Annotated in this window: 20 protein-coding genes; 12 read left to right on the top strand and 8 right to left on the bottom strand. The window is 64.5% G+C overall.

The window, feature by feature from the left end; genetic code table 11:
- Positions 1–88: 88 nt before the first annotated feature.
- Positions 89–679: a DJ-1/PfpI family protein gene (locus tag KV110_RS31295; RefSeq protein ID WP_218470775.1), complete on the top strand. Its 591-nt coding sequence runs from the start codon at positions 89–91 to the stop codon at positions 677–679.
- On the opposite strand, the gene KV110_RS31290 is transcribed toward KV110_RS31295, so the two are convergent.
- Positions 615–1,394 carry a hypothetical protein gene (locus KV110_RS31290; protein WP_218470774.1) on the bottom strand — a complete coding sequence of 260 codons (780 nt, stop codon included), beginning with the start codon at positions 1,392–1,394 and terminating at the stop codon, positions 615–617. The two genes, KV110_RS31295 and KV110_RS31290, sit on opposite strands and share 65 nt — an antisense overlap.
- Positions 1,395–1,769: 375 nt before the next feature.
- On the opposite strand from KV110_RS31290, the gene mgtE reads away from it, so the two are divergent.
- The 3 genes from mgtE (at position 1,770) to KV110_RS31275 (ending at position 4,903) form a co-directional block, all read left to right on the top strand.
- The gene (gene mgtE / locus KV110_RS31285) at positions 1,770–3,134 is read left to right on the top strand and encodes a magnesium transporter (protein WP_218470773.1); all 1,365 of its coding nucleotides are present in this window, start codon (positions 1,770–1,772) and stop codon (positions 3,132–3,134) included.
- A 224-nt stretch (positions 3,135–3,358) separates the two neighbouring features.
- Positions 3,359–4,435, top strand: a complete 1,077-nt coding sequence (gene mraY, locus KV110_RS31280) for a phospho-N-acetylmuramoyl-pentapeptide-transferase (RefSeq protein ID WP_218470772.1) — start codon at positions 3,359–3,361, stop codon at positions 4,433–4,435.
- A gap of 120 nt (positions 4,436–4,555) precedes the next feature.
- Complete coding sequence (locus KV110_RS31275) at positions 4,556–4,903, top strand: hypothetical protein (RefSeq protein WP_218470771.1); 348 nt, start codon at positions 4,556–4,558, stop codon at positions 4,901–4,903.
- Positions 4,904–5,238: 335 nt separating this feature from the next.
- Here the strand turns inward: KV110_RS31275 and KV110_RS31270 are convergent, their stop codons facing one another.
- The gene (locus KV110_RS31270) at positions 5,239–6,180 is read right to left on the bottom strand and encodes an MBL fold metallo-hydrolase (RefSeq protein WP_218470770.1); all 942 of its coding nucleotides are present in this window, start codon (positions 6,178–6,180) and stop codon (positions 5,239–5,241) included.
- Between the two features lie 253 nt (positions 6,181–6,433).
- Here KV110_RS31270 and KV110_RS31265 point away from each other — a divergent pair, with 253 nt between their 5' ends.
- Both KV110_RS31265 and KV110_RS31260 read left to right on the top strand, forming a co-directional pair.
- Positions 6,434–7,351 (top strand): D-alanyl-D-alanine carboxypeptidase family protein, encoded by a 918-nt coding sequence (locus KV110_RS31265; RefSeq protein WP_218470769.1) that lies wholly within the window; start codon positions 6,434–6,436, stop codon positions 7,349–7,351.
- Between the two features lie 162 nt (positions 7,352–7,513).
- A complete protein-coding gene (locus KV110_RS31260; protein WP_218470768.1) occupies positions 7,514–9,235 on the top strand; it encodes a hypothetical protein in 1,722 nt (573 codons plus the stop codon).
- Here KV110_RS31260 and KV110_RS31255 read toward each other — a convergent pair.
- Both KV110_RS31255 and KV110_RS31250 read right to left on the bottom strand, forming a co-directional pair.
- Positions 9,224–9,844 carry a hypothetical protein gene (locus KV110_RS31255; RefSeq protein WP_218470767.1) on the bottom strand — a complete coding sequence of 207 codons (621 nt, stop codon included), beginning with the start codon at positions 9,842–9,844 and terminating at the stop codon, positions 9,224–9,226. The genes KV110_RS31260 and KV110_RS31255 overlap by 12 nt on opposite strands.
- A 54-nt stretch (positions 9,845–9,898) precedes the next feature.
- Complete coding sequence (locus KV110_RS31250) at positions 9,899–10,351, bottom strand: PEP-utilizing enzyme (protein ID WP_218470766.1); 453 nt, start codon at positions 10,349–10,351, stop codon at positions 9,899–9,901.
- A gap of 103 nt (positions 10,352–10,454) precedes the next feature.
- Between KV110_RS31250 and KV110_RS31245 the strand changes: the two genes are divergently transcribed.
- The gene (locus KV110_RS31245; RefSeq protein ID WP_218470765.1) at positions 10,455–11,663 is read left to right on the top strand and encodes an FAD-dependent oxidoreductase; all 1,209 of its coding nucleotides are present in this window, start codon (positions 10,455–10,457) and stop codon (positions 11,661–11,663) included.
- Positions 11,664–11,881: 218 nt separating this feature from the next.
- Complete coding sequence (locus KV110_RS31240; protein WP_218470764.1) at positions 11,882–12,424, top strand: hypothetical protein; 543 nt, start codon at positions 11,882–11,884, stop codon at positions 12,422–12,424.
- A 115-nt stretch (positions 12,425–12,539) separates the two neighbouring features.
- Here the strand turns inward: KV110_RS31240 and KV110_RS31235 are convergent, their stop codons facing one another.
- Positions 12,540–12,941 carry a hypothetical protein gene (locus tag KV110_RS31235; RefSeq protein WP_218470763.1) on the bottom strand — a complete coding sequence of 134 codons (402 nt, stop codon included), beginning with the start codon at positions 12,939–12,941 and terminating at the stop codon, positions 12,540–12,542.
- 211 nt (positions 12,942–13,152) lie between these two features.
- Between KV110_RS31235 and KV110_RS31230 the strand changes: the two genes are divergently transcribed.
- From KV110_RS31230 to KV110_RS31220, 3 genes are all read left to right on the top strand, one after another.
- Entirely contained in the window at positions 13,153–13,764 is a 612-nt protein-coding gene (locus KV110_RS31230) for a dihydrofolate reductase family protein (RefSeq protein ID WP_218470762.1), read from the top strand.
- Between the two features lie 85 nt (positions 13,765–13,849).
- Positions 13,850–14,755 carry a DUF2268 domain-containing putative Zn-dependent protease gene (locus KV110_RS31225; RefSeq protein WP_246634099.1) on the top strand — a complete coding sequence of 302 codons (906 nt, stop codon included), beginning with the start codon at positions 13,850–13,852 and terminating at the stop codon, positions 14,753–14,755.
- A gap of 43 nt (positions 14,756–14,798) precedes the next feature.
- Positions 14,799–15,233: a VOC family protein gene (locus tag KV110_RS31220; protein ID WP_218470761.1), complete on the top strand. Its 435-nt coding sequence runs from the start codon at positions 14,799–14,801 to the stop codon at positions 15,231–15,233.
- Between the two features lie 51 nt (positions 15,234–15,284).
- Here the strand turns inward: KV110_RS31220 and KV110_RS31215 are convergent, their stop codons facing one another.
- From KV110_RS31215 to nrdF, 3 genes are all read right to left on the bottom strand, one after another.
- Entirely contained in the window at positions 15,285–15,491 is a 207-nt protein-coding gene (locus tag KV110_RS31215) for a DUF397 domain-containing protein (RefSeq protein WP_218470760.1), read from the bottom strand.
- Positions 15,481–16,365 carry a helix-turn-helix domain-containing protein gene (locus tag KV110_RS31210; protein WP_218470758.1) on the bottom strand — a complete coding sequence of 295 codons (885 nt, stop codon included), beginning with the start codon at positions 16,363–16,365 and terminating at the stop codon, positions 15,481–15,483. The genes KV110_RS31215 and KV110_RS31210 overlap by 11 nt, the downstream gene beginning before the upstream one ends.
- Positions 16,366–16,854: 489 nt before the next feature.
- Positions 16,855–17,817, bottom strand: a complete 963-nt coding sequence (gene nrdF / locus KV110_RS31205) for a class 1b ribonucleoside-diphosphate reductase subunit beta (protein ID WP_218470757.1) — start codon at positions 17,815–17,817, stop codon at positions 16,855–16,857.
- Positions 17,818–18,158: 341 nt separating this feature from the next.
- On the opposite strand from nrdF, the gene KV110_RS31200 reads away from it, so the two are divergent.
- Positions 18,159–18,557, top strand: coding sequence for a DUF7144 family membrane protein (locus tag KV110_RS31200; RefSeq protein WP_218470756.1), 399 nt, complete (start codon positions 18,159–18,161; stop codon positions 18,555–18,557).
- Positions 18,558–18,568 lie beyond the last annotated feature (11 nt).

Below are 18,568 nucleotides of genomic sequence, written 5' to 3'. Positions count from 1 at the left end.
ACCGAGAAATCGGCGTGCACGGCTCGCCGAACGATGGCTACCTTCGATGGTGGACTCGAGCTCGCGGGTTCCAGCCGAGAGGAGAAGGATGACGCGCACCATCGGCCTGCTGCTGTTCCCCGGAGTGGAAGAACTCGACGCCGTCGGTCCGTGGGAGATGCTCGCCCTCTGGACCCAGTATTTTCCCGACGACGGTTACACGGCCTTCACGTTCTCGCTGGACGGCGGCCCGATCAAGTGCGCGAAGGGCCTGACGATCGAGGCGCAGTACTCGTTCGACACCGCGCCGAGGCGCGACGTGCTGATCTTCCCCGGCGGGCAGGGAACGCGGCCGATGCTGGCGGACGAGACCATGCTGGCGTGGGTGCGGGCGCAACGCGCGGCGACACCGTTGATGACCAGCGTCTGCACCGGTTCGCTTGTGTACGCGGCGGCGGGTTTGCTGGCCGGGCGAGCCGCGACCACCCACTGGATGTCCCTGGATCGACTGGCCGAACTGGACCCCACCATCGACGTCCGCTCCGAGGATCGATTCGTCGACGACGGCGACGTGATCACCTCTTCCGGCGTCTCCGCGGGCATCGACATGGCATTGCACCTGATTCAGCGGCTGGCTAGCGCTGATCGGGCGCGCGAGGTCCGCCGCCTCGCCCAGTACGATCCGCGACCTCCGGTGTAGTCAGGGCTCGGGCTCTGCGCCACATGAGGACCCCCACCGCCACGAGCCACCCAGCGGAGAGCGCGTTGCACGCCAGCGCCAGGACGAACCCCGCACCCGGATGCCACGCCAGATAGGTGATCAACCCGCCGGCCACGCTACCGCCGCCGGTCACCGCCACAATCCAGCCCAGCCACCGCGGAAATTCATGGTCGGCGGCCACGGCCAGGCCGATGAGCAGAAACGGCAGCCCGAGCGTCCACATCGCCGAGGCGGTCACCGTGCCGTAGAGCACCGCGAACATCGCATCGGCGATGGTCAGGTAGCGCTCGGCTGCCGGGCCCGACGCCGCTGCCGCCCACTGGTCGGCGATGCGTTTGAAGGCGTATCCGTCGATGGTGTAGTCGACGGTGAACACGGCCGCCCCAACTCCCATGCTCACCGTCGCGAGTCGGCCGAGCACCGCGGCGACGCCGCCACGTAACGAGTGCGCCAGCCCAGTGAATGCGCCAACCCACAGCAGTACGCACACGATGCCCGCCAGATGGGTGGCGTACCACTGTGGGTGGTCCGCGACGAAGCGCAGCGCGGCACCGACATCGTCGTCGGGAAGGTCGCCGTGCGCGACACCGACCGCCAGAAAGCCGCCGCCGCCCGCGATGGCGCATGCGCTGGATAACTTCAGGGAAAACCGTTGTCCTGCAATTGCTTCGAGCGATGTCGAACCGTCGGGCATAGTCAGTAGTTTCCCGCCCGAACCGGCCCCGCGACAGGGAGCTGGCACGACAATAAGCGTCACCGCCACGATGGTGCCGGGACCGGCGGACTGACCAGCACGCTCCGTTGTGGTGAACACTGCAGCGGATTGCCTGTATCCTGCACAAGGGCGCTCTCGCGTCCGATCAACGTTTTCAGTGATGGCGCGGACGTCCCAGGTCTGCGGCAGCGACGAGGAGGAGGTGGGGTTGCCATGCGCAGCGAACCTCCCAGTCGAAGGCCGCGCGGCGTCGCCCCTTCGCACTTCTGACTAGTTCGCGACGGTAGGGGTCGGCGCCCGCGGTGTGAATTTTCGCACTCCCATTCACTCACGCAATATCGCTGAGGACACTCCATGTCGCAGGCCGATCTCATCGAAGTACGTCCGACGCTGTCCGAATCACTGCAGGACATCGCGGACACCCACCGCGTCGACGCCGCACTCGCCTGGCTCGACGACCACCCGCCGCACGTCATCGCCGACCAGCTCGCCCGGATGGACGCCGTCCAGGCCGGGATGGCGTTCCGGCTACTCGACAAAGACCTGGCACTGGCCGTCTTCGAAGAGCTCGAGCCGGTCGACCAGCAGCAGATCCTGCAGGGCCTGCGGGATCAGAGCTTCCGCGATCTGGTCGAGGACATGGCGCCGGACGACCGGGCCCGCATGCTGCGTGAGGCACCCGCCAAGGTCGCCAAGAAGGTGCTCGCCGGATTGAGCCCCCGCGAGCGACGGATGACCGCGGCACTGCTCGGCTACCCGGAGGGTTCGGCGGGCCAGTACATGACGCCCGAGGTGGTCGCGCTGCCGCAGAACCTCACCGTCGCCGACGCGCTGACCATGGTGCGAGCCAAGGGCGCCAACGCCGAAACCGTCTACACGCTGCCCGTCGTCGACGCGGGCAGGCGGCTCACCGGCATCGTCGAACTGCGCGAGCTGGTGCTCAGCAAGCCGGACACGATGGTCGCCGAACTGGTCGTCACCGAACCGGCCTTCGCACGCGCCACCGACTCCGCCGAGAAGTCGGCTCGGCTGATGCGCGAGACCAACGACATCAACCTGCCCGTCGTCGACAGCGAGAACCGGCTCGTCGGCCTGCTCACCATCGACGACGCCGTCGAGGTGATCGAGGCCGCCGACAGCGAGGACGTGGCCAGGCAGGCAGGCTCCGCGCCATGGGAGGGCCACTACATGGCCGCGGGCGTGTTCCAGCTGGCTCGCTATCGCGCGATGTGGTTGCTGCTGTTGCTGTTCGCCGCGACCCTCACGGTCAGCGTCACCGACATGTTCGAAGGAACACTGCAGCAGGCCGCGCATCTCGCGCTGTTCATTCCGCTGCTCATCGGTGCGGGCGGCAACGCGGGGGCGCAGGCCGCCACCTCCTGTGTGCGGGCGCTCGCGGTCGGCGAGGTACGGGTCACCGACCTGTTCAAGGTGATCTGGCGCGAATGCCGGGTCGGCCTGGTCCTCGGATCCATGCTCGCCGCAGCGGGATTGGTGATCGGCGGACTGTTCGTCGGCCCGCGCATCGCCGTGGTGGTCGGCATTACGCTGGTCCTGATCTGTGGCTGGGCCGCGACCATCGGCGGCACCATGCCGTTGCTCGCCAAGAAACTCCGCATCGATCCGGCCGTCGTCTCCGCCCCCATGGTCACCACCCTCGTCGACGCCACCGGCCTCATCATCTACTTCACCACCGCCAAGCTGATCCTCGGCATCTGACGCGAAGCGCGGCGTGTAGCCCAGCTACATCTGACGGCACGTCTCGGCTCGGCTTGCTAGCGTCGGACCCATTCGCGAGGACGACAGCGGATTGTGTTCGCGCGTCACCGGCCCCGATCGGGCGTTGCGCGCTGCGGCGGGCCGCACCGGGTCGGGCAGTGAAAAGGAGCCCGCGCGTTGATGTTTCAATGGACGAAACCCGCTGATAGCTGCATGAGGGGCGAATGAGACAGATCTTGTTCTCGGCGATGATCGCGCTGGCCGTGTCGATCACGTTGACGCCGTTGTTGATCAAGTTGTTCGCCAGCAGAAAGGTCGGTCAGCAGATCCGGGCCGAGGGACCGGCCAGCCATCAGGCCAAGCGCGGTACCCCGACCATGGGCGGCATCGCGATCCTGATCGGGATGTGGGCCGGATACCTCGGGGCACATCTGCTCGCGGGCCGGCACGACGCGGCGGGGGTGTCCGCGTCGGGACTGCTCGTGCTCGGATTGGCCACCGCCCTGGGAGTTGTCGGGTTCCTCGACGACTTCATCAAACTCCGTAAACGGCGCAATCTCGGGTTGACCGCAACCGGCAAGTACATCGGCCAGCTCGCCGCCGCGGTCATCTTCGGCGTGCTCGCGCTGCGGTTCCCCGACAGCACCGGGCTGACCCCGGCCAGTAGGCAGATGTCCTACGTCCGGGACGTGACCACGGTGTCGTTCGGGGTAATCGGGTTTCTGATCGTCGTCTGTTTCCTCGTAGTGGCCTGGTCCAACGCGGTGAACATCACCGATGGGCTCGACGGACTCGCCGCCGGATCGATGAGCTTCGCCCTCGGCGCCTACGTGATCATCACCTTCTGGCAGTACACCAACGCGTGCGTGACCACCCCGGTCGCCGGGTGCTACAACGTTCGCGATCCGCTCGATCTGGCGCTGGTCTGCGCCGCCGGTGCGGGCGCCTGCATCGGGTTCCTGTGGTGGAACGCGGCACCGGCCAAGATCTTCATGGGTGACACCGGTTCGCTGGCACTGGGTGGACTGCTCGCCGGTCTGTCGATCACCACCCGTACCGAGTTGCTGACCGCCGTTGTCGGCGCGCTGTTCTTCGCCGAGATCCTGTCGGTGCTGCTACAGATCGTCGTCTTCCGCACGACGCGCGCCCGCTTGTTCAAGATGGCCCCGTTCCATCATCATTTCGAGCTCAGCAAGTGGGCCGAAACCACCGTGATCATCCGCTTCTGGCTGCTGGCGGGCGTCGCCGCCGCCGTCGGCCTGATGTTGTTCTACGGGGAATATCTCGCCGAAATCGGCTGATCCGACCTTCGGGATGCCGCCACCCGAGGATGATCTCCCAATGATCGAGAACTGATCTTCGCCTCATGTCGCGTCGGTAGGTTGGCTGCCGGGTCGGGCCCCTCGATTGGAGTTTCATTCATGCGTCACAAGTTGGCCTTCGGTCTTGGCGTCGCTGCCCTGTTCGCGAGCGCGGTAGGTGTGTTGGCACCGCAGGCCGTCGCGAAGGAATTGGCACCCGGCGTGTCGTGCGATGAGTTCGTCTGTCGCAACGACACCGACGACACCTACCGCGTGGAAGGCATTGCCTCCTGCTCGGACTGGTCCGAACGGCGCATCACCTCACAGGTTCCGGTGCGCGAACGCATCCGCCCGCACACGACAGTGACCATTAGGGTGAACTGTGCGGAATTCTCGGATGACGCGCTGTGGATCGATTACCGCGGCGCGGTGCTCGACAACACCCCACGATCCGGCTCCGCTGGTTAACTGACCGACCCGGCACCCGGGCGAACCCCGGGTGCCGCTGTCCAACTCGGCGCACGACCCGCGCAGACGACGCCGCTTCGTCTTGGTCCCGATCGTTTCTTGCGTCAATCCGTTGGCAGGGGCCGATCACTATCGCCCGGTGCCCACCGCGATGAGCAGCCGGGTCAATGCGGCATCGATCGGGTCGTCGGTGGCGGGGATCAGCTGTGGCGGTTGGGCGTGACGTTCAGTGTCATCGGCAGGCCCGGTGCGCGTGCGGCGAAGGTGCTAGTGACCGAAGCAATAACGATCACGGCAGATTCGGATGAGGCGTGGCAGCTACCGCCAACGACGGATCAGTTGGCTTGGTGTCGTTCGGGGAGGTGAGGTTCCGGGTGGATCCAGGGTAGTGCGTTGGGTGGGAGTCCGGTTTCTCCGAAGAACTCGGCGATCTCCCGGTCGGAGTGGCGCAGGCTGAAGTGGATCAGGATGAACAGGTTGTTTGGGTGGGCTTCGATGATGGGTCGCAGGCGGCTCCAGACGGTGTGGCCGACGGTGTCCGCGCGCCGCAGTTCGGTGTCGTGCAAGAAGGTGCACTCGGTGATGATGACGGGATAGTCGAACAGCCACGGGTTCCGCTCGAAAACGGTGACATGGGTGTCGCCGAGGTAGGCGAACAACTGGTGGCGGGTCTCCTGTTCGACCGCTTGCCCCGCCTTGCGCTTACCTGCCATGAGCCGACCGAATTCGGCGCCGGGGAGTCGATTGCGGAGCAGCTCGAATTCGGGAAGCAGGGACTTACGTCGTTCGGAGAAGGCGTAACCCACGCAGGGCACCTTGTGCTCACATTGGACGACACGCACGTGATGACCACGGCGTCCGAAGGTGAACTCGTCATTTCCGCGTACGCCGTGTAACCGGTGTCCGGCCGCCCGAGACTGGTCGTACGCCGAGCCGTGATTCAGTTCGGCGGACGCGCGCAGGTATGACTCGGCATAGGGAACGGACTCGACCGGCAGGTAGACGTCGGCGGATTCGGCAAGGAAATCGAGATCCTTGGCGTGGTCGTGGTGGGTGTGGGTGAGGAAGACGGTGTCGACCCGCTGTCCTTCACACAGGCCGGCATCGAGGGAACACCGTAGTTCTGGGACGTGGAAGAAGGTCTTGTCGTTCGCGCGCGAGTATCCCGTCAACGTCAATTCAGTACCCGGGATCCGCCAGGTCTTCCACTGCCGGAACGGATGTCCGCGCTCCAGCCGCTCAGGATGGTCGGCCTGCTGGGCGGCAGTATGTGCCATGGGGGAACCCTCTCCGATCGATGTCCACGCTAAGGATCGGGGGCGCACGGCGGAATTTCCAGTGAATTGTTCGGCGACATCACGTGGGTTCTGCGCCGAAGTCCTTCGGGCACTTCGGGGTTGCTCGGTGGCGAGGTCAGCAGCGTAGGACTCGCGGCAGCAACAATTGCCGATTACGTGCTGTTGCCGGAGCTGGATAATTTGGCTGTCGAAATCCCGCTGATCAGCGGGGTGGGGCGGCAGAATGTGGCCCATGCGGACATTTGCCCGATTGTTGCAGGCTGTTTTCGCCGGGGTGCTGCTCGTGGCCGTCGGTCAGAGCGTCGCGGCCATCCCTGCCCATAGCCAGTCGTCCTGGATGCAATTGCCCTGGACGACTCCGGAGCCGGACGGGGTGCAGGCGCCGGCGGCAGCGCTGGCGGACGGGATCACTGGCACGATGCTGTGGTCGCGACAGCCGAACACGCCCGTCCCGATAGCCAGCATCACCAAGGTGATGACGGCACTGGTCGTGGTCAACGCCGGCGACCTCGACCGCACCATCACCGTGCCGCACGAAAGCATGGCCTACTGCGCCACGAACGACGGAAGCAATGCGGGCCTGGCCCCCGGCGAGGTGCTCACCGCGCGCCAACTCCTCTATGCGTTGATGCTGCCGTCCGGCTGCGATGCCGCTTACACCCTCGCCGAGGCATTCGGGCCCGGCCAAGACGGCTTCATCGCCAAGATGAACGACACGGCGCATCAAATGGGCTTGGCGGGAACACATTTCACCGATCCCAGTGGACTGCCTGTCCCGACCGACCACTCCAACACTTCCACGCCAGCGGACCTGGTGATCCTCGGCCTGCGCGCGATGAGCCAACCTGTGTTCCGCGACATCGTCGGGACCCACAGCTATCACCTGCCCGCCGGTCCGGGCAACCGCGAGCACCTCTGGCAGACCACCAACCTGCTGCTGCGCGACTATCCCGGCACCATCGGCATCAAAACCGGATACACCAACGCCGCGGGAACCTGCCTGTTGTTCGAGACCGTCCGGGCAGGAATACCGTTGATCGGCGTGGTCCTGCACAGCTCACCCCACGGCGCCGTCGCCGCGAAGGACGACGCCGAGCGCATCCTCGACTGGTTCTACGGCCCGATCCTGAGCGCACTACCGATCGGTTAGCGGCGAACGCGGCACGGTGCTTGCGGGGCCCCGTGCGTACCGGCCGAGGTCCTGCACTGCCGCAGCCGCGTGCGTCGAACAGCCCTGTCGCTGGCGAACGCGTGTCCGTGGTCGGGCTGGACGCTCGATACAGCGTGCGGCCCCGCTGTATAGGTTGTGGATGTGATGAAGATCGACCCGGATCGGTTGCGGGCGTTGTTGGCCGAACACTCTGTGGAACCCGATCGCTGGTGGTTGCTGCTCCGTGACGGTGAGGTAGCTGCGCTGCTGAACGATGTCAGGCGGCTGGCCTGCGATGCCGACCCGGGGATCCGACGACAGACCTGGGATGCACTGGATCGGGTCGTCGACGACGGGAATCGCGACAACTTCTTTGCCTTACTGGTCGGCGGTCTCGACATCGAGCAATTTCGGCGGCTGCTGACCGACACCGATCCGCAGATCCGAAGTCGAGCACGGTGGATGGACGCCCGTGGGTCCGGGAAAGAACCCTTCCTCGAGATGACGCTGAACCTGCTGGCCGATGACCGTTTCGAGTATGCCTGGCCGGACTGTATCGACGTGCTGCGCCAACCGTTCAACTTCGACGCCCTGGTCGGTGCGCTGACGGAAGCACCGAAGGATGGTTCGGGAAAGCGGCTTTGGGTCACGCTCGGTCTTCCGGAAGCGACCCGGGTGCCAGACTTTCTGCCCGAGCAATCGCCCGCGGCGTTCGTGTCCTGTCAGTTTTCCTGGGATTGTGTTTCCGAGGATAGTGATCTCGTTGCCACGCACCAGTGTCGGCATCTGCCCATTGTTTTGGCGCTACTGGGCAGTTCGCTCGAAAACGTTCGAGAGAACGCGATATCAGCTTTGTGCGCGTTCGGGACGGGTTCGGAGGGTGCGTTGCGGTCGGTGCCACCGTCGGACCGGTTGGCCCGGCGCGAGGCCATGATGATGCTTGCCGAGTTCGGGTGGAACTACCTTCCGCCGGACCGTCTGGCAGTGCTGAAGCGGTTGATCCGGATGAAGCAACGGGCCGAGAAACCCGAACCATTGGATTTCGGGCGTCTGGCCGGATCTTGGTACGCGTTGCCGACCACCGATCGAGCCGCGGTCTTGGACGCGTTCGATCTCTGCGACCCGGTTCCCGCGACGATGCGAATGGGATTCGCGCCATGGCAAGGGAAAAGGCCGATGAACATGGGCCCCGATTACTGGGCGAGCCTGGGCATCAGCGGTTTCCGTGCGGAGAACTCGCCGGCCCACCCATGGGATCTCTACCCCGAGGTGTTCGTCACTCCGGCGCTGGACGGCTGGACCCTGGTGTTCTACAAGGACGACACCTTGGCGGCAAAACCCAACGCAACCGCCAGAGAGAAACAGCTCGAGATGTACTCGCGCATGGCGGCATTGAGCGTGCGGTTCGGAACCGCACATTGGTACGAGCAATTCACCGACGATTACGCGCCGGGGTGCTGGAGCCAGTGGTGCGTCGCTCGGGACGGTACAATACGCATGCATTGCGTATCCTCCGGCGAGGTCTGGATCCGCCGGTCCGACGAGGTCGATCCGGCGGCGCCGCCGGACCGGTTGTACGCATGGCTGGAAGCCAACGACAACCGACGCGGGCCGCGCCCGTCGAAAGCGGAGCTGGATCGTGTCGAAGCATATGTGAACATGCTGCGAGAGCACGCCGACGAGCGTCGCCTGCCCAATGACGACGACGATCTCGACATGGCAAGCCCCCTGCAGGACCAGGTATTCGGTGCACGAGCAGCAGCACAGCGCCTGTCGGTGAATCTGGAAACCCTTGGCCCGCACACCCGAGTCCAGGGGTCGGGAGTGCTGGCTGTACCAGCCGTCCTACGACACTACCCACGCCGCGGCGCACTACCGATCTAAACCGAGCGTGGCGATCAGATCTTCGTGCAGTTCGAACCAAACTCGGTGGGAGGAATCGTGATTGATGCCGGTGACCATCTCGGGGTTGTCGGCGGCCTGGGAGAGGGCTGCGGCGAAACGGGTGTCGTACCCGGCGAACCGGGCGAGTTGTTCGGTGAGCTGAATCGTTAGCGGAACCAATCCCGCTGCGAGACTTTCGAGTTCGGCCAGGATCCGCCGGTCCCGCTGCGCGTCCCCGTGGTCGTTGTCCTGCATGCTGCCGCCGGGCAGGACGATCAGCTGCCAGGCCGTGCATGCCTGCACCAACCGCGCGTTGAGCGGGAGAAAGGCGCGATAGACGTCTTCCACCAAAGCTTTTGCCCCACAAGCGGAAAGCTCGTCGGCGAGTAGCCGCTCGTTCTCCGCGCGCCCGCTCTCGGTGAGCGACCACCCCGCGGCGTCCCCGAAACGGAAGCGGCGGATCCAACCACGGGCCCGGAAGTCCCGCACGTGCGACTCGGCGAGGCCGACAGGCATTCCGTATCTGTCGGCCACCGCCTGCGTATCAACGAACCCACCGAGGCGGATCGCGTGCAATGCGAGCAACGAACTGCATGAAACGTGCGTCATCTCGGACCTTTTCTTCTGTGTCGAGCAGTCATGCCTGGTGAAGCGACATCAACGTCAGATCGAGCGAACGGCATGAACGTGTCCATTGGTCCCATCGACCGAGATCGTCCGGTGGTTCGCCAGGATCTCCATCGCACCTTTGGCCGCCACCACGGCTGGAATCCCGTACTCGCGGGCGACAATTGCCGCGTGGGACAGAATCCCCCCGGTCTCGGTCACCACGGCGGCGACCATGCCGAAGAGCACGGTCCACTGTGGATCGGTTGTGCGACAGACGATTACATCGCCCGGCCGAACCGCATCGAAGTCATCGACACTATGCACGAGCCGGACCGGGCCGACAGCAACGCCCTTGCTGGCCGGGGCACCGGTGGCGAGCGGTGCTTCCGACATGGTCTCTTCCGTCGGGTAGCCGCGGGTCGCCCTGCGAAAGCTGGGCGCGAATCGTTTCTGGGTGGCCCGCGCGATCGCGGCGATCACGTCGCGCAGTGGCACCTGTCGATCCATGCGTCAACCATAGGTTGACGCATGGCCCATCGTCAACTACTAGTTGACGGCATGGCGATAGTTCGTGGATGGCTTTCGCCGACAACGGATCCAGGAGTCGCAAATGGAAGCCAACGAGAACACTGCCCACCATGGCGCCAGGACACCGGGCAGGCGAGCGACAGTCGTCGGCGCCGGTATCGCCGGACTGGCCGCCGCGTTGCGGCTGCATCGACAAGGCTGGAACGTCGTCGTGATCGAGCGCGCGCCGACTCGTCGCAGTGGCGGTTACCTGGTGAACTTGCACGGACCCGGATATGCCGCCGCCGAGCGGCTCGGGCTGGTACCGGCGCTGACGCCGCGCGATATCGGGTTCTTCACCTCGGTCCTCGTCCACCCGGACGGCCGGGAGAAGTTCAGGATTCCGGCCGCTGTCGCCGAGGCTGCCGTCGGGAATCGGGCACTGAGCTTGTTCCGCGGTGACTTGGAGTCGGCGCTGTACGACGCTGTGGCCGAGGTCGCCGACATCCGTTTCGGCACCACCGTGCAGGCCCTCGCCCAGACCTCCGGGGAAGTTGTCGTCACCCTCAGCGACGGCACCCGCTTGCACACCGAACTCCTCGTCGGCGCCGACGGCGTGCACTCCCGAGTGCGCGAGCTCGTATTCGGCGCCGAGACCGAATATTTCGTGGACCTGGGCCACATGGTCGGCGCATTCCCGCTGGAGACAGTTCCCGAGCACGTACCCCAAGGCGTCGGCGCCACGTTCATCGGACCCGGCCGCACAGCCGCGGTGATGAACCTGGGGCCGGAACGGTCCTCGACGTTCTTCGCCTACCGCTGCCCCGACCCGAAGGCCGAACTGGCGCTCGGTGCTGGACCCGCCCTGACCCGAGCGTTCGGCGATCTCGGCGGTGGTGTCGCCGACGCCCTCCGGCAACTCGAGGCCGACCCCACTGCCGCCTACTTCGACTCGGTCGGCCAAATCGTGATGGACCGCTGGAGTCACGGCCGAGTCGTTCTGCTCGGCGACGCAGCATGGTGCGTAACGGTTTTCGCCGGCTACGGTGCCGCCCTCGCCCTCGACGGCGCCGATCGACTCGGCACCGCGGTAGCAGCACACGGCGACGACATTCCCACCGCACTCGACACCTGGGAGACGTCGTTGCGCCCGGAAGTACACAAGCGACAGGCACTGGCCCGGAAGGGAATCGGCCGATTCGCCCCGCCGTCCCGCACCCATGTCTGGGCCGGCGAACTGATGCTCCGCGCCATCCAACTCCCCGGCATTCGCAGCCTCGCCCAACGCGCCATCCAACGCGCCAACAATTAGGCGGGTCGCCAACTGGTATGAACCGTCTTCAACCCGCGACTGCCAGCACCCGCCGACCCACTCTCTTACCGCGTTTCGGCTCGGGACGGGTCAGCACCCTGGTCGAGCGGATATTGCAGGCGGTATGAGTGCCATATACGTTGAAGAGGTGAACTTCTTCTGCGGAAAGGGCGCCACGCGCCACTGCCGGTGACGCCCGGTACGGGCCTGGTTTCGGCATGTCGATCCATCGGGCGAGACCGGGTTTCATGATGGCCCTCAATAACATTCAGTTCGACGTACAGGTCCGGGTCTGCCGAACGCGCCCCTGGCTTCCCCCCGGCGTCCTTCCGTTCGTGCCACGATTACTGCCGATCGTGCGAAGTGACCGTGTCGTCCCACGTGTCGACGGTGTGCTACTCACCGATCTGATCGATAGATTCGAGCTCGCGGCAGGTATGCAGCCCGCGGGTGAGGCATATGGTGGCCTGAATCCGGGGTCCGCCTGGAACTTTCGGTTGGTGGACCATTTTTACGGAAGATCAACCATGGCAACGGGATCGAAGACGCCCTTGCTCGTGTGTGAATGCGGCGCGTGGGGCGACTGGCCGCTGCTGGCCGAGATCGTCGTCTCCGACAGCCTGGTGATCTGGGATCGCATCGAACAGCCCTATCGCCCGGAACGCGACTATGGTGCGTTCGGCCCATTCCGGTTCGACCGCAACCAATATGACGATGCGCTGCGGGACCTGAGTAGGCCGACCAGCTCAGACCTCGTGTGAACACGAACCGTCTATCGTGCGGTTCCTAACGGCCACGAGGCCGCGACGGGTGCTGGCTGTGTCGCGGGGTCCGGAGAGGACCCCGCGACACAGTTGTCCTGCGGTCCGGCATTTGTCAGGCGTCGAGGGCTGCGGTGATCTTGTGGGCCATTGCGGTCACGGCGGGGTTGGGCTGGGTCTTGGCGGTTCCGGCGGCGGCTTGGATCGCGACCAGGACGGTGGCGCGGAAGTTGTCGGCCTCGACCGGATGCTGCGTGCCGAGCAGACGCATGGCCGCGGTCAGGGCGGGCAGGACGTGGTCGGCGAGTTCGGGCACGGATTTGCCGGGCAGGTGGATGTCTTTGGTCTTGGCGGCCAGTACGTGTCCGACCAGTCCGGTGGCCGAGGTCAGGGCGATGGAGCCGTGGGTGATGGCTTTGTGTGGGGCGCCGGCGGCGCTCATCAGCGAGACGGCGCCGTAGGCGGCGGTGCGCAGGGTGGCCTTGTCCTGGTCGGTCAGGGTGATGGTGATCGACATGTCGTTGTGCTCCTCGAAATCGGTTGTGGCAGTGACTGGCTCGGTTGTCGGTGCCGGTCGCTGTGTTCGATGTACACACTTTCGCCGGGCTGGCTGACACCGTGCTGACACACACCTGACCCTCCACTGACACCGCGCCCTGATGATCTGCCAACGGCCTGTCCAGGTTCGACAGCGATTAGTTCGTCGATCCCGAACAGTCTCAACGGACATGAACGCAGACACCCAGCAGCGCAGATCGCCGATCCGTCTCTACATGTCGATGTCGCTCGACGGCTTCATCGCCGGCCCGGACGACCGGACGGGGCAGGAGCTCGGGCGTGCCGGTGGGCGCCTGTTCAACTGGCTCGATGATCGAATGTCGGATGGCCCGAGCGGGCAGGTGTACGGCGAGGCCATGGCGACCGGCGCGGTGATCTCCGGTCGGCGCACCTTCGAGCTGGCTGGGCGTTGGCAGGGTGATCATCACGATGGCGTGCCGATCTTCGTGCTGACTCACCGCATCGATGACGACGATGTTCCGCCGGGCAGCGCGCAATTCGTTACCGACGTCGAAGACTGTGTCACCCGGGCTCGGGCCGCCGCGGGCGGTCGTCCCGTGCTCGTGCACGGCGCGTGTGCGGCGCAAGCGCTGCTGCGGGCCGGGCTGCTCGACGAAATGGAGATCCATCTCGTACCGGTGCTACTCGGCGAGGGGCGCCGGTTGTTCGACGGTCTTGGCCCCGATCACATCGAGCTCGAGGTGGTCCGGCGGCTGGCAGCGCGCGACGTGACGCACCTGCGCTACCGAGTGCTCGAAAGGCGGCCGGTCGAGATCGGTTGAGGTACGAAACCTGCCGACACTCGCCCTGTGTTCCGCAGCACTGCGGCTTGTCCCTGACGTTACGTAAGGGCTTACCGTCGGGTCCGTGACGATCACTGTTCTCGACTCCTACTCCGCTATGAAGCAGATCCTGCGGGCGCCAGTGGACGACCGCGAAGACATGCTGCGATCGATGCTCGACCCGATAGCCGGGATGTACCGGTACTTTCCAGGAGAGGTCGACCTGGTGGCCTTTCATCGGCAGTCGGCCGGGTTTCCGCTCGATCGCGACGAGCAACGTTGCCTCGACGCGATCGAAAAGCTCGGGGCGGCCGGAGCCTGGGAGCGCATGCAGCAGGCGATGGACGAGGCATCGGCCGTATTGCTCGCCGCGACACCAGGATTCCACGCCCCGGATATCACCGTGCTACTGCTGCTCGGCGATCCGAGCGACGCCAACTTCATGGGTCCCAGCCTGGGCGTCACCGGCTTCGGCGGCATCTCCGGCTACATCGTGATCACGTTGTGGCCCTACCCGCAGAACCTGGAACGAGTGGAAAGCACCGCGGTGCACGAACTCCACCACAATCTGCGCTACAGCCCGGGCGGTGTGGTGTGGGATCCGGCGACGGTCACCGTCGGCGAGCATGTGGTGGGCGAGGGCTTGGCCGACGCCTTCGCCCGTCAACTGTATGGCGCGGACCTCGGCTACGCCCGCATCGGCGTGCCCACCCTGCACGACGACGCGGTGTTCACGAAAGTCGTTTCCGGACTGGAGATCACCGGCATGCAGAACTTCACGGCCTGGGTGCACGGCGACACCATCGCCGAGCACCTCGGTGTGACCCCGGTCGGCTTGCCGACCGGAGCGGGCTACTCCGCCGGCAATCGACTTGTCGATGCCTACCTCGCGGCGACCGGCAAGACCGCGGCGCAGGCCCTGCACGCCGACAGCGCGGAAATCATCGCCACGGCACTTGGACGCACCAGTGGGCAACCGGGGCAGGTATAGGCCGCGCTGGGTGTTCGAAAGCCCTCGCCTCTATGGTGGACCGATGGCGTCGGTCAAACAGATCCAAGTCACATTCGACTGCGCAGAACCTGAGCGCGTCGCTCGTTTCTGGTGCGAGGTGTTGGGGTACGTCGTACCGCCGCCACCGGAGGGGTTTACTACTTGGGACGATTTCGATCGCTCGCTGCCGCCTGAGCGTCAGGGTTCAGGGTTCACCTGCCTCGACCCCACGGGTGTGGGCCCGCGCCTGTACTTCCAGCGCGTTCCCGAAGGCAAGGTCGTCAAGAATCGGGTGCATCTCGACGTGCGGGTCGGCACCGGACTCGTGGGTGAAGAGCGCGTGGCCGTACTCGAAACCGAATGCGCACGACTGGTCGCGCTCGGCGCGGTACGTGTGCAACTACTGCGTGCCGATGACTACAACGAGTCGTGCCTGGTGATGCAGGACATCGAAGGCAACGAGTTCTGCCTCGACTGAGTGGACGCGAAACCCCCACGGGTCGTGGGGGCCTCGTGTGGTCGGCAGACTTTACGGACGGTTGAATTCGCCGTGTGCGACGCCGGTAATAAAGGCGTCCCATTCGGCAGGAGTGAAGATCAGGGCCGGGCCGGTGGGGTTCTTGGAGTCGCGTATGCCGACCATACCGCCGTCGAGATGCGCTGTCTCCACACAGTCTTTCGAAGCGGTGCTGTGCGTGCTCTTGAACCATCGTGCACTGGTCAGATCAATGTTCACGGGAGAACTCCTCTGCTATTTCGAGGATGAGAGCGCGGCTATCAGCCTCATCCAGTGTCAGGCGTTTGAGATCTGTGCAAACTCCACGATACGCTGAAATCTCTTCGGGGCGCTCTAAATACAAATCTCCGGTGAAGCCCTGGATGTAAACCACCGGTGGCTCTGTCAGGTATGCAGTCGGGTGTGTTGGAAACTCCAGCAGCACGAATGTTCCAACCGCCAGACCTCTATAAGTGCCTCTCGAAATTGGAACTACTCGCACTGAAACATTCGGTAGCCGTGCGGCATCGGCGAGATACGTCAACTGGTCAGCCATGACGCCGGTGCTGCCGGTGGGGCGGCGCAACGCCGCTTCATCGATAAAGACATCCAGGGTCAGCGGATTGGATTCGCTGGTGAGTCGATCCTGCCGTAGCGCGGCAATCTTGATCCTCGTCTCGATATCCGATGTCGACATGTTCGGGTGCTCGACCCAATGCATCGCGCGCCGGTACTCGTCGGTCTGCAACATTCCAGGCAGAAACGTTGTCTGATACGAAATGACGCGGTGCGCCGCATCTTCCAGCCCGACGAACAGGCCGAACGACTTGGGTACCGCCTCGTCGAACGTATGCCACCATCCCTTGGCCTTCGTCTCGTCGGTGAGGGCCAGCAGTACCTTCGTCAGCTCTGGCGATACCTCGTAGAATTCGCATAACCGTTTGACGAACAGTGGGTTCAGTCTCGTAGGGATCCCGCTCTCCATTCGCCAGAATGTTTGTTTGCTGACACCGATTTGGCTCCGCGCGGCCTCCGCGCTCACCTTCGCCGCTTCGCGGGCTTTGCGGAGCTCACGCGCCAGTAGCCTGCGGGGAAGGGTCGAACCAGTTGTCATGGCTGCATCTCCGAGGGTCGCTAACGATGGGGTCTATTTTGGAACCCAAGTGCGGCAGCGACTGTGGAATTCTGGAAGGTTCCACTGTGGCTGCGGTGTTGCACTGCCGTATGCCCGGAAAGCCGACCGGCTCTGCACCCCCGAATCGGTTTCCGCGTTCATCCAACCAGCTGACTGTAATGGAGGTTCGCCGATTCACCGAATTACTCAGTGCGACAACATAACAGGAACAATCCAGAATAAGAATTTCCCGCAGGAATGGCGCCGTTATAGGCGGACGCAGCTTTGAAATGACAACTGGATCCCCGGCGGGTGTCTGAGCGTGCCGCCGGATCGCGCCCCGCGGCAACAACTTCCGATCTGGCGGGCTCCAGCTGGATGCCGCGCTAATGGGGCTGAGCATTCCGCAAGCGTCGCCGAACGCAGTCCCCGGACGACAAACGGCGGCGGAATGCTCCGCCGCCGTGTCGTCAGATGTGGAGAGGTCGGTCAGAACTCCCAGTCTTCGTCTTCGGTGTTGACGGCCTTGCCGATCACGTAGCTGGAACCCGAACCCGAGAAGAAGTCGTGGTTTTCGTCCGCGTTCGGCGAGAGTGCCGACAGGATGGCCGGATTCACCTCGGTCTCGTCCTTCGGGAACAGGCCCTCGTAGCCGAGGTTCATCAGCGCCTTGTTCGCGTTGTAGCGCAGGAACTTCTTGACGTCCTCGGTGAGGCCGACCTCGTCGTAGAGGTCCTGGGTGTATTCGACCTCGTTGTCGTACAGCTCGAACAGCAGCTCGAAGGTGTAGTTCTTCAGCTCGTCGCGCTCGGCCTGGCTGACCAGTTCCAGACCCTTCTGGTACTTGTAGCCGATGTAGTAGCCGTGCACGGCCTCGTCGCGGATGATCAGCCGGATCAGGTCGGCGGTGTTGGTGAGCTTGGCCCGCGAGGACCAGTACATCGGCAGGTAGAAGCCGGAGTAGAAGAGGAAGCTCTCCAGCAGCGTCGAGGCCACCTTGCGCTTGAGCGGATCGTCGCCGTTGTAGTAGTCCAGCACGATCTCGGCCTTGCGCTGCAGGTTGCGGTTCTCCTCCGACCAGCGGAACGCGTCGTCGATCTCTCGGGTGGAGCACAGCGTGGAGAAGATCGAGCTGTAGCTCTTGGCGTGCACCGACTCCATGAACGCGATGTTGGTGTACACCGCCTCCTCGTGCGGGGTCAGCGCATCCGGGATCAGGCTCACCGCGCCTACCGTGCCCTGGATGGTGTCCAGCAGCGTGAGGCCGGTGAAGACCCGCATGGTCAGCTGCTTTTCATCGGGGGTCAACGTGCCCCACGAAGGGATGTCGTTGGACACCGGAACCTTCTCGGGCAGCCAGAAGTTGCCGGTCAGCCGGTCCCAGACCTCGGCATCCTTCTCGTCGGGCACCCGATTCCAGTTGATGGCCGATACCCGATCGATCAGTTTCATGCTGCCTCCACACCTTTCCCGAGCCCGCTGCCGTCACGGAGTTTCTCCCTTCAGGACACTACTCCTTGTGGGTGACAAGTCCGTGCAGCACAACACCTTGTGTCGCAGCGATGTGTGTCACTGAGGCGAGAAATGCCTGGGACCACCGCGTGCGGCCCCTATTCTGCGGCACGAGCGCGGGAACAGCCACATCGGTCCTGGCGCGCCGCGCGACATCGCCCATTGTTTGCCGCGGTGTTGCCACGAGCCCGTGACCCGCCTGTGGACTTGCACCGATTTCGCCTGATCAGGGGCTACGTTGGGCCGATGATGTATCACGCGTTTCGGAAGGAGTGTGTGTCATGACTAGTCCCGGACCCGTCCGGACCGGCCCGGCGCTCAGCGACATGACGATCTTCGCCGGCGTCCTGATCCTCATCACCGGCGTACTGCACCTGCTCACCGCCATCGCCGCGATCGCGGGCCGCGACATCTTCGTGGTCACCGAGGACCAGGTCTTCCTCATCGATGTCTCCGCGTGGGGCTGGATCCACCTGGTGATCGCCGCTCTCATCCTGATCGCGGGATTCGGCGTGGTCACCGGAAAGACTTGGGGCTACCTCGCCGGGATCGTGATGGCGTCGCTCAGCATCCTGGACAACTTCCTCTTCGCCCCTATCTACCCCTTCTGGGCCCTGGTCATCATCGCCATCGATGTCCTGGTGATCTGGGCTCTGGCCCGCCAACTCTCGGTCCAGTAATCGGCGGGCGA

It is taken from the genome of Nocardia iowensis, assembly GCF_019222765.1.
Taxonomy (GTDB): Bacteria; Actinomycetota; Actinomycetes; order Mycobacteriales; family Mycobacteriaceae; genus Nocardia; species Nocardia iowensis.
This window is presented reverse-complemented; position numbering and strand designations above follow the sequence as displayed.

What these genes read in the sequence shown, in the direction of transcription:
- KV110_RS31200 (WP_218470756.1), top strand. Translation starts at nt 18,159, where the DNA reads ATGACTAGTCCCGGACCCGTCCGGACCGGCCCGGCGCTCAGCGACATG.
- nrdF (WP_218470757.1), bottom strand. Translation starts at nt 17,817, where the DNA reads ATGAAACTGATCGATCGGGTATCGGCCATCAACTGGAATCGGGTGCCC.
- KV110_RS31250 (WP_218470766.1), bottom strand. Translation starts at nt 10,351, where the DNA reads ATGGATCGACAGGTGCCACTGCGCGACGTGATCGCCGCGATCGCGCGG.
- KV110_RS31270 (WP_218470770.1), bottom strand. Translation starts at nt 6,180, where the DNA reads ATGGCACATACTGCCGCCCAGCAGGCCGACCATCCTGAGCGGCTGGAG.
- KV110_RS31240 (WP_218470764.1), top strand. Translation starts at nt 11,882, where the DNA reads ATGTCGATCCATCGGGCGAGACCGGGTTTCATGATGGCCCTCAATAAC.
- mraY (WP_218470772.1), top strand. Translation starts at nt 3,359, where the DNA reads ATGAGACAGATCTTGTTCTCGGCGATGATCGCGCTGGCCGTGTCGATC.
- KV110_RS31295 (WP_218470775.1), top strand. Translation starts at nt 89, where the DNA reads ATGACGCGCACCATCGGCCTGCTGCTGTTCCCCGGAGTGGAAGAACTC.
- KV110_RS31230 (WP_218470762.1), top strand. Translation starts at nt 13,153, where the DNA reads ATGAACGCAGACACCCAGCAGCGCAGATCGCCGATCCGTCTCTACATG.
- KV110_RS31275 (WP_218470771.1), top strand. Translation starts at nt 4,556, where the DNA reads ATGCGTCACAAGTTGGCCTTCGGTCTTGGCGTCGCTGCCCTGTTCGCG.
- KV110_RS31255 (WP_218470767.1), bottom strand. Translation starts at nt 9,844, where the DNA reads ATGACGCACGTTTCATGCAGTTCGTTGCTCGCATTGCACGCGATCCGC.
- KV110_RS31220 (WP_218470761.1), top strand. Translation starts at nt 14,799, where the DNA reads ATGGCGTCGGTCAAACAGATCCAAGTCACATTCGACTGCGCAGAACCT.
- KV110_RS31290 (WP_218470774.1), bottom strand. Translation starts at nt 1,394, where the DNA reads ATGCCCGACGGTTCGACATCGCTCGAAGCAATTGCAGGACAACGGTTT.
- KV110_RS31245 (WP_218470765.1), top strand. Translation starts at nt 10,455, where the DNA reads ATGGAAGCCAACGAGAACACTGCCCACCATGGCGCCAGGACACCGGGC.
- KV110_RS31235 (WP_218470763.1), bottom strand. Translation starts at nt 12,941, where the DNA reads ATGTCGATCACCATCACCCTGACCGACCAGGACAAGGCCACCCTGCGC.
- KV110_RS31265 (WP_218470769.1), top strand. Translation starts at nt 6,434, where the DNA reads ATGCGGACATTTGCCCGATTGTTGCAGGCTGTTTTCGCCGGGGTGCTG.
- mgtE (WP_218470773.1), top strand. Translation starts at nt 1,770, where the DNA reads ATGTCGCAGGCCGATCTCATCGAAGTACGTCCGACGCTGTCCGAATCA.
- KV110_RS31210 (WP_218470758.1), bottom strand. Translation starts at nt 16,365, where the DNA reads ATGACAACTGGTTCGACCCTTCCCCGCAGGCTACTGGCGCGTGAGCTC.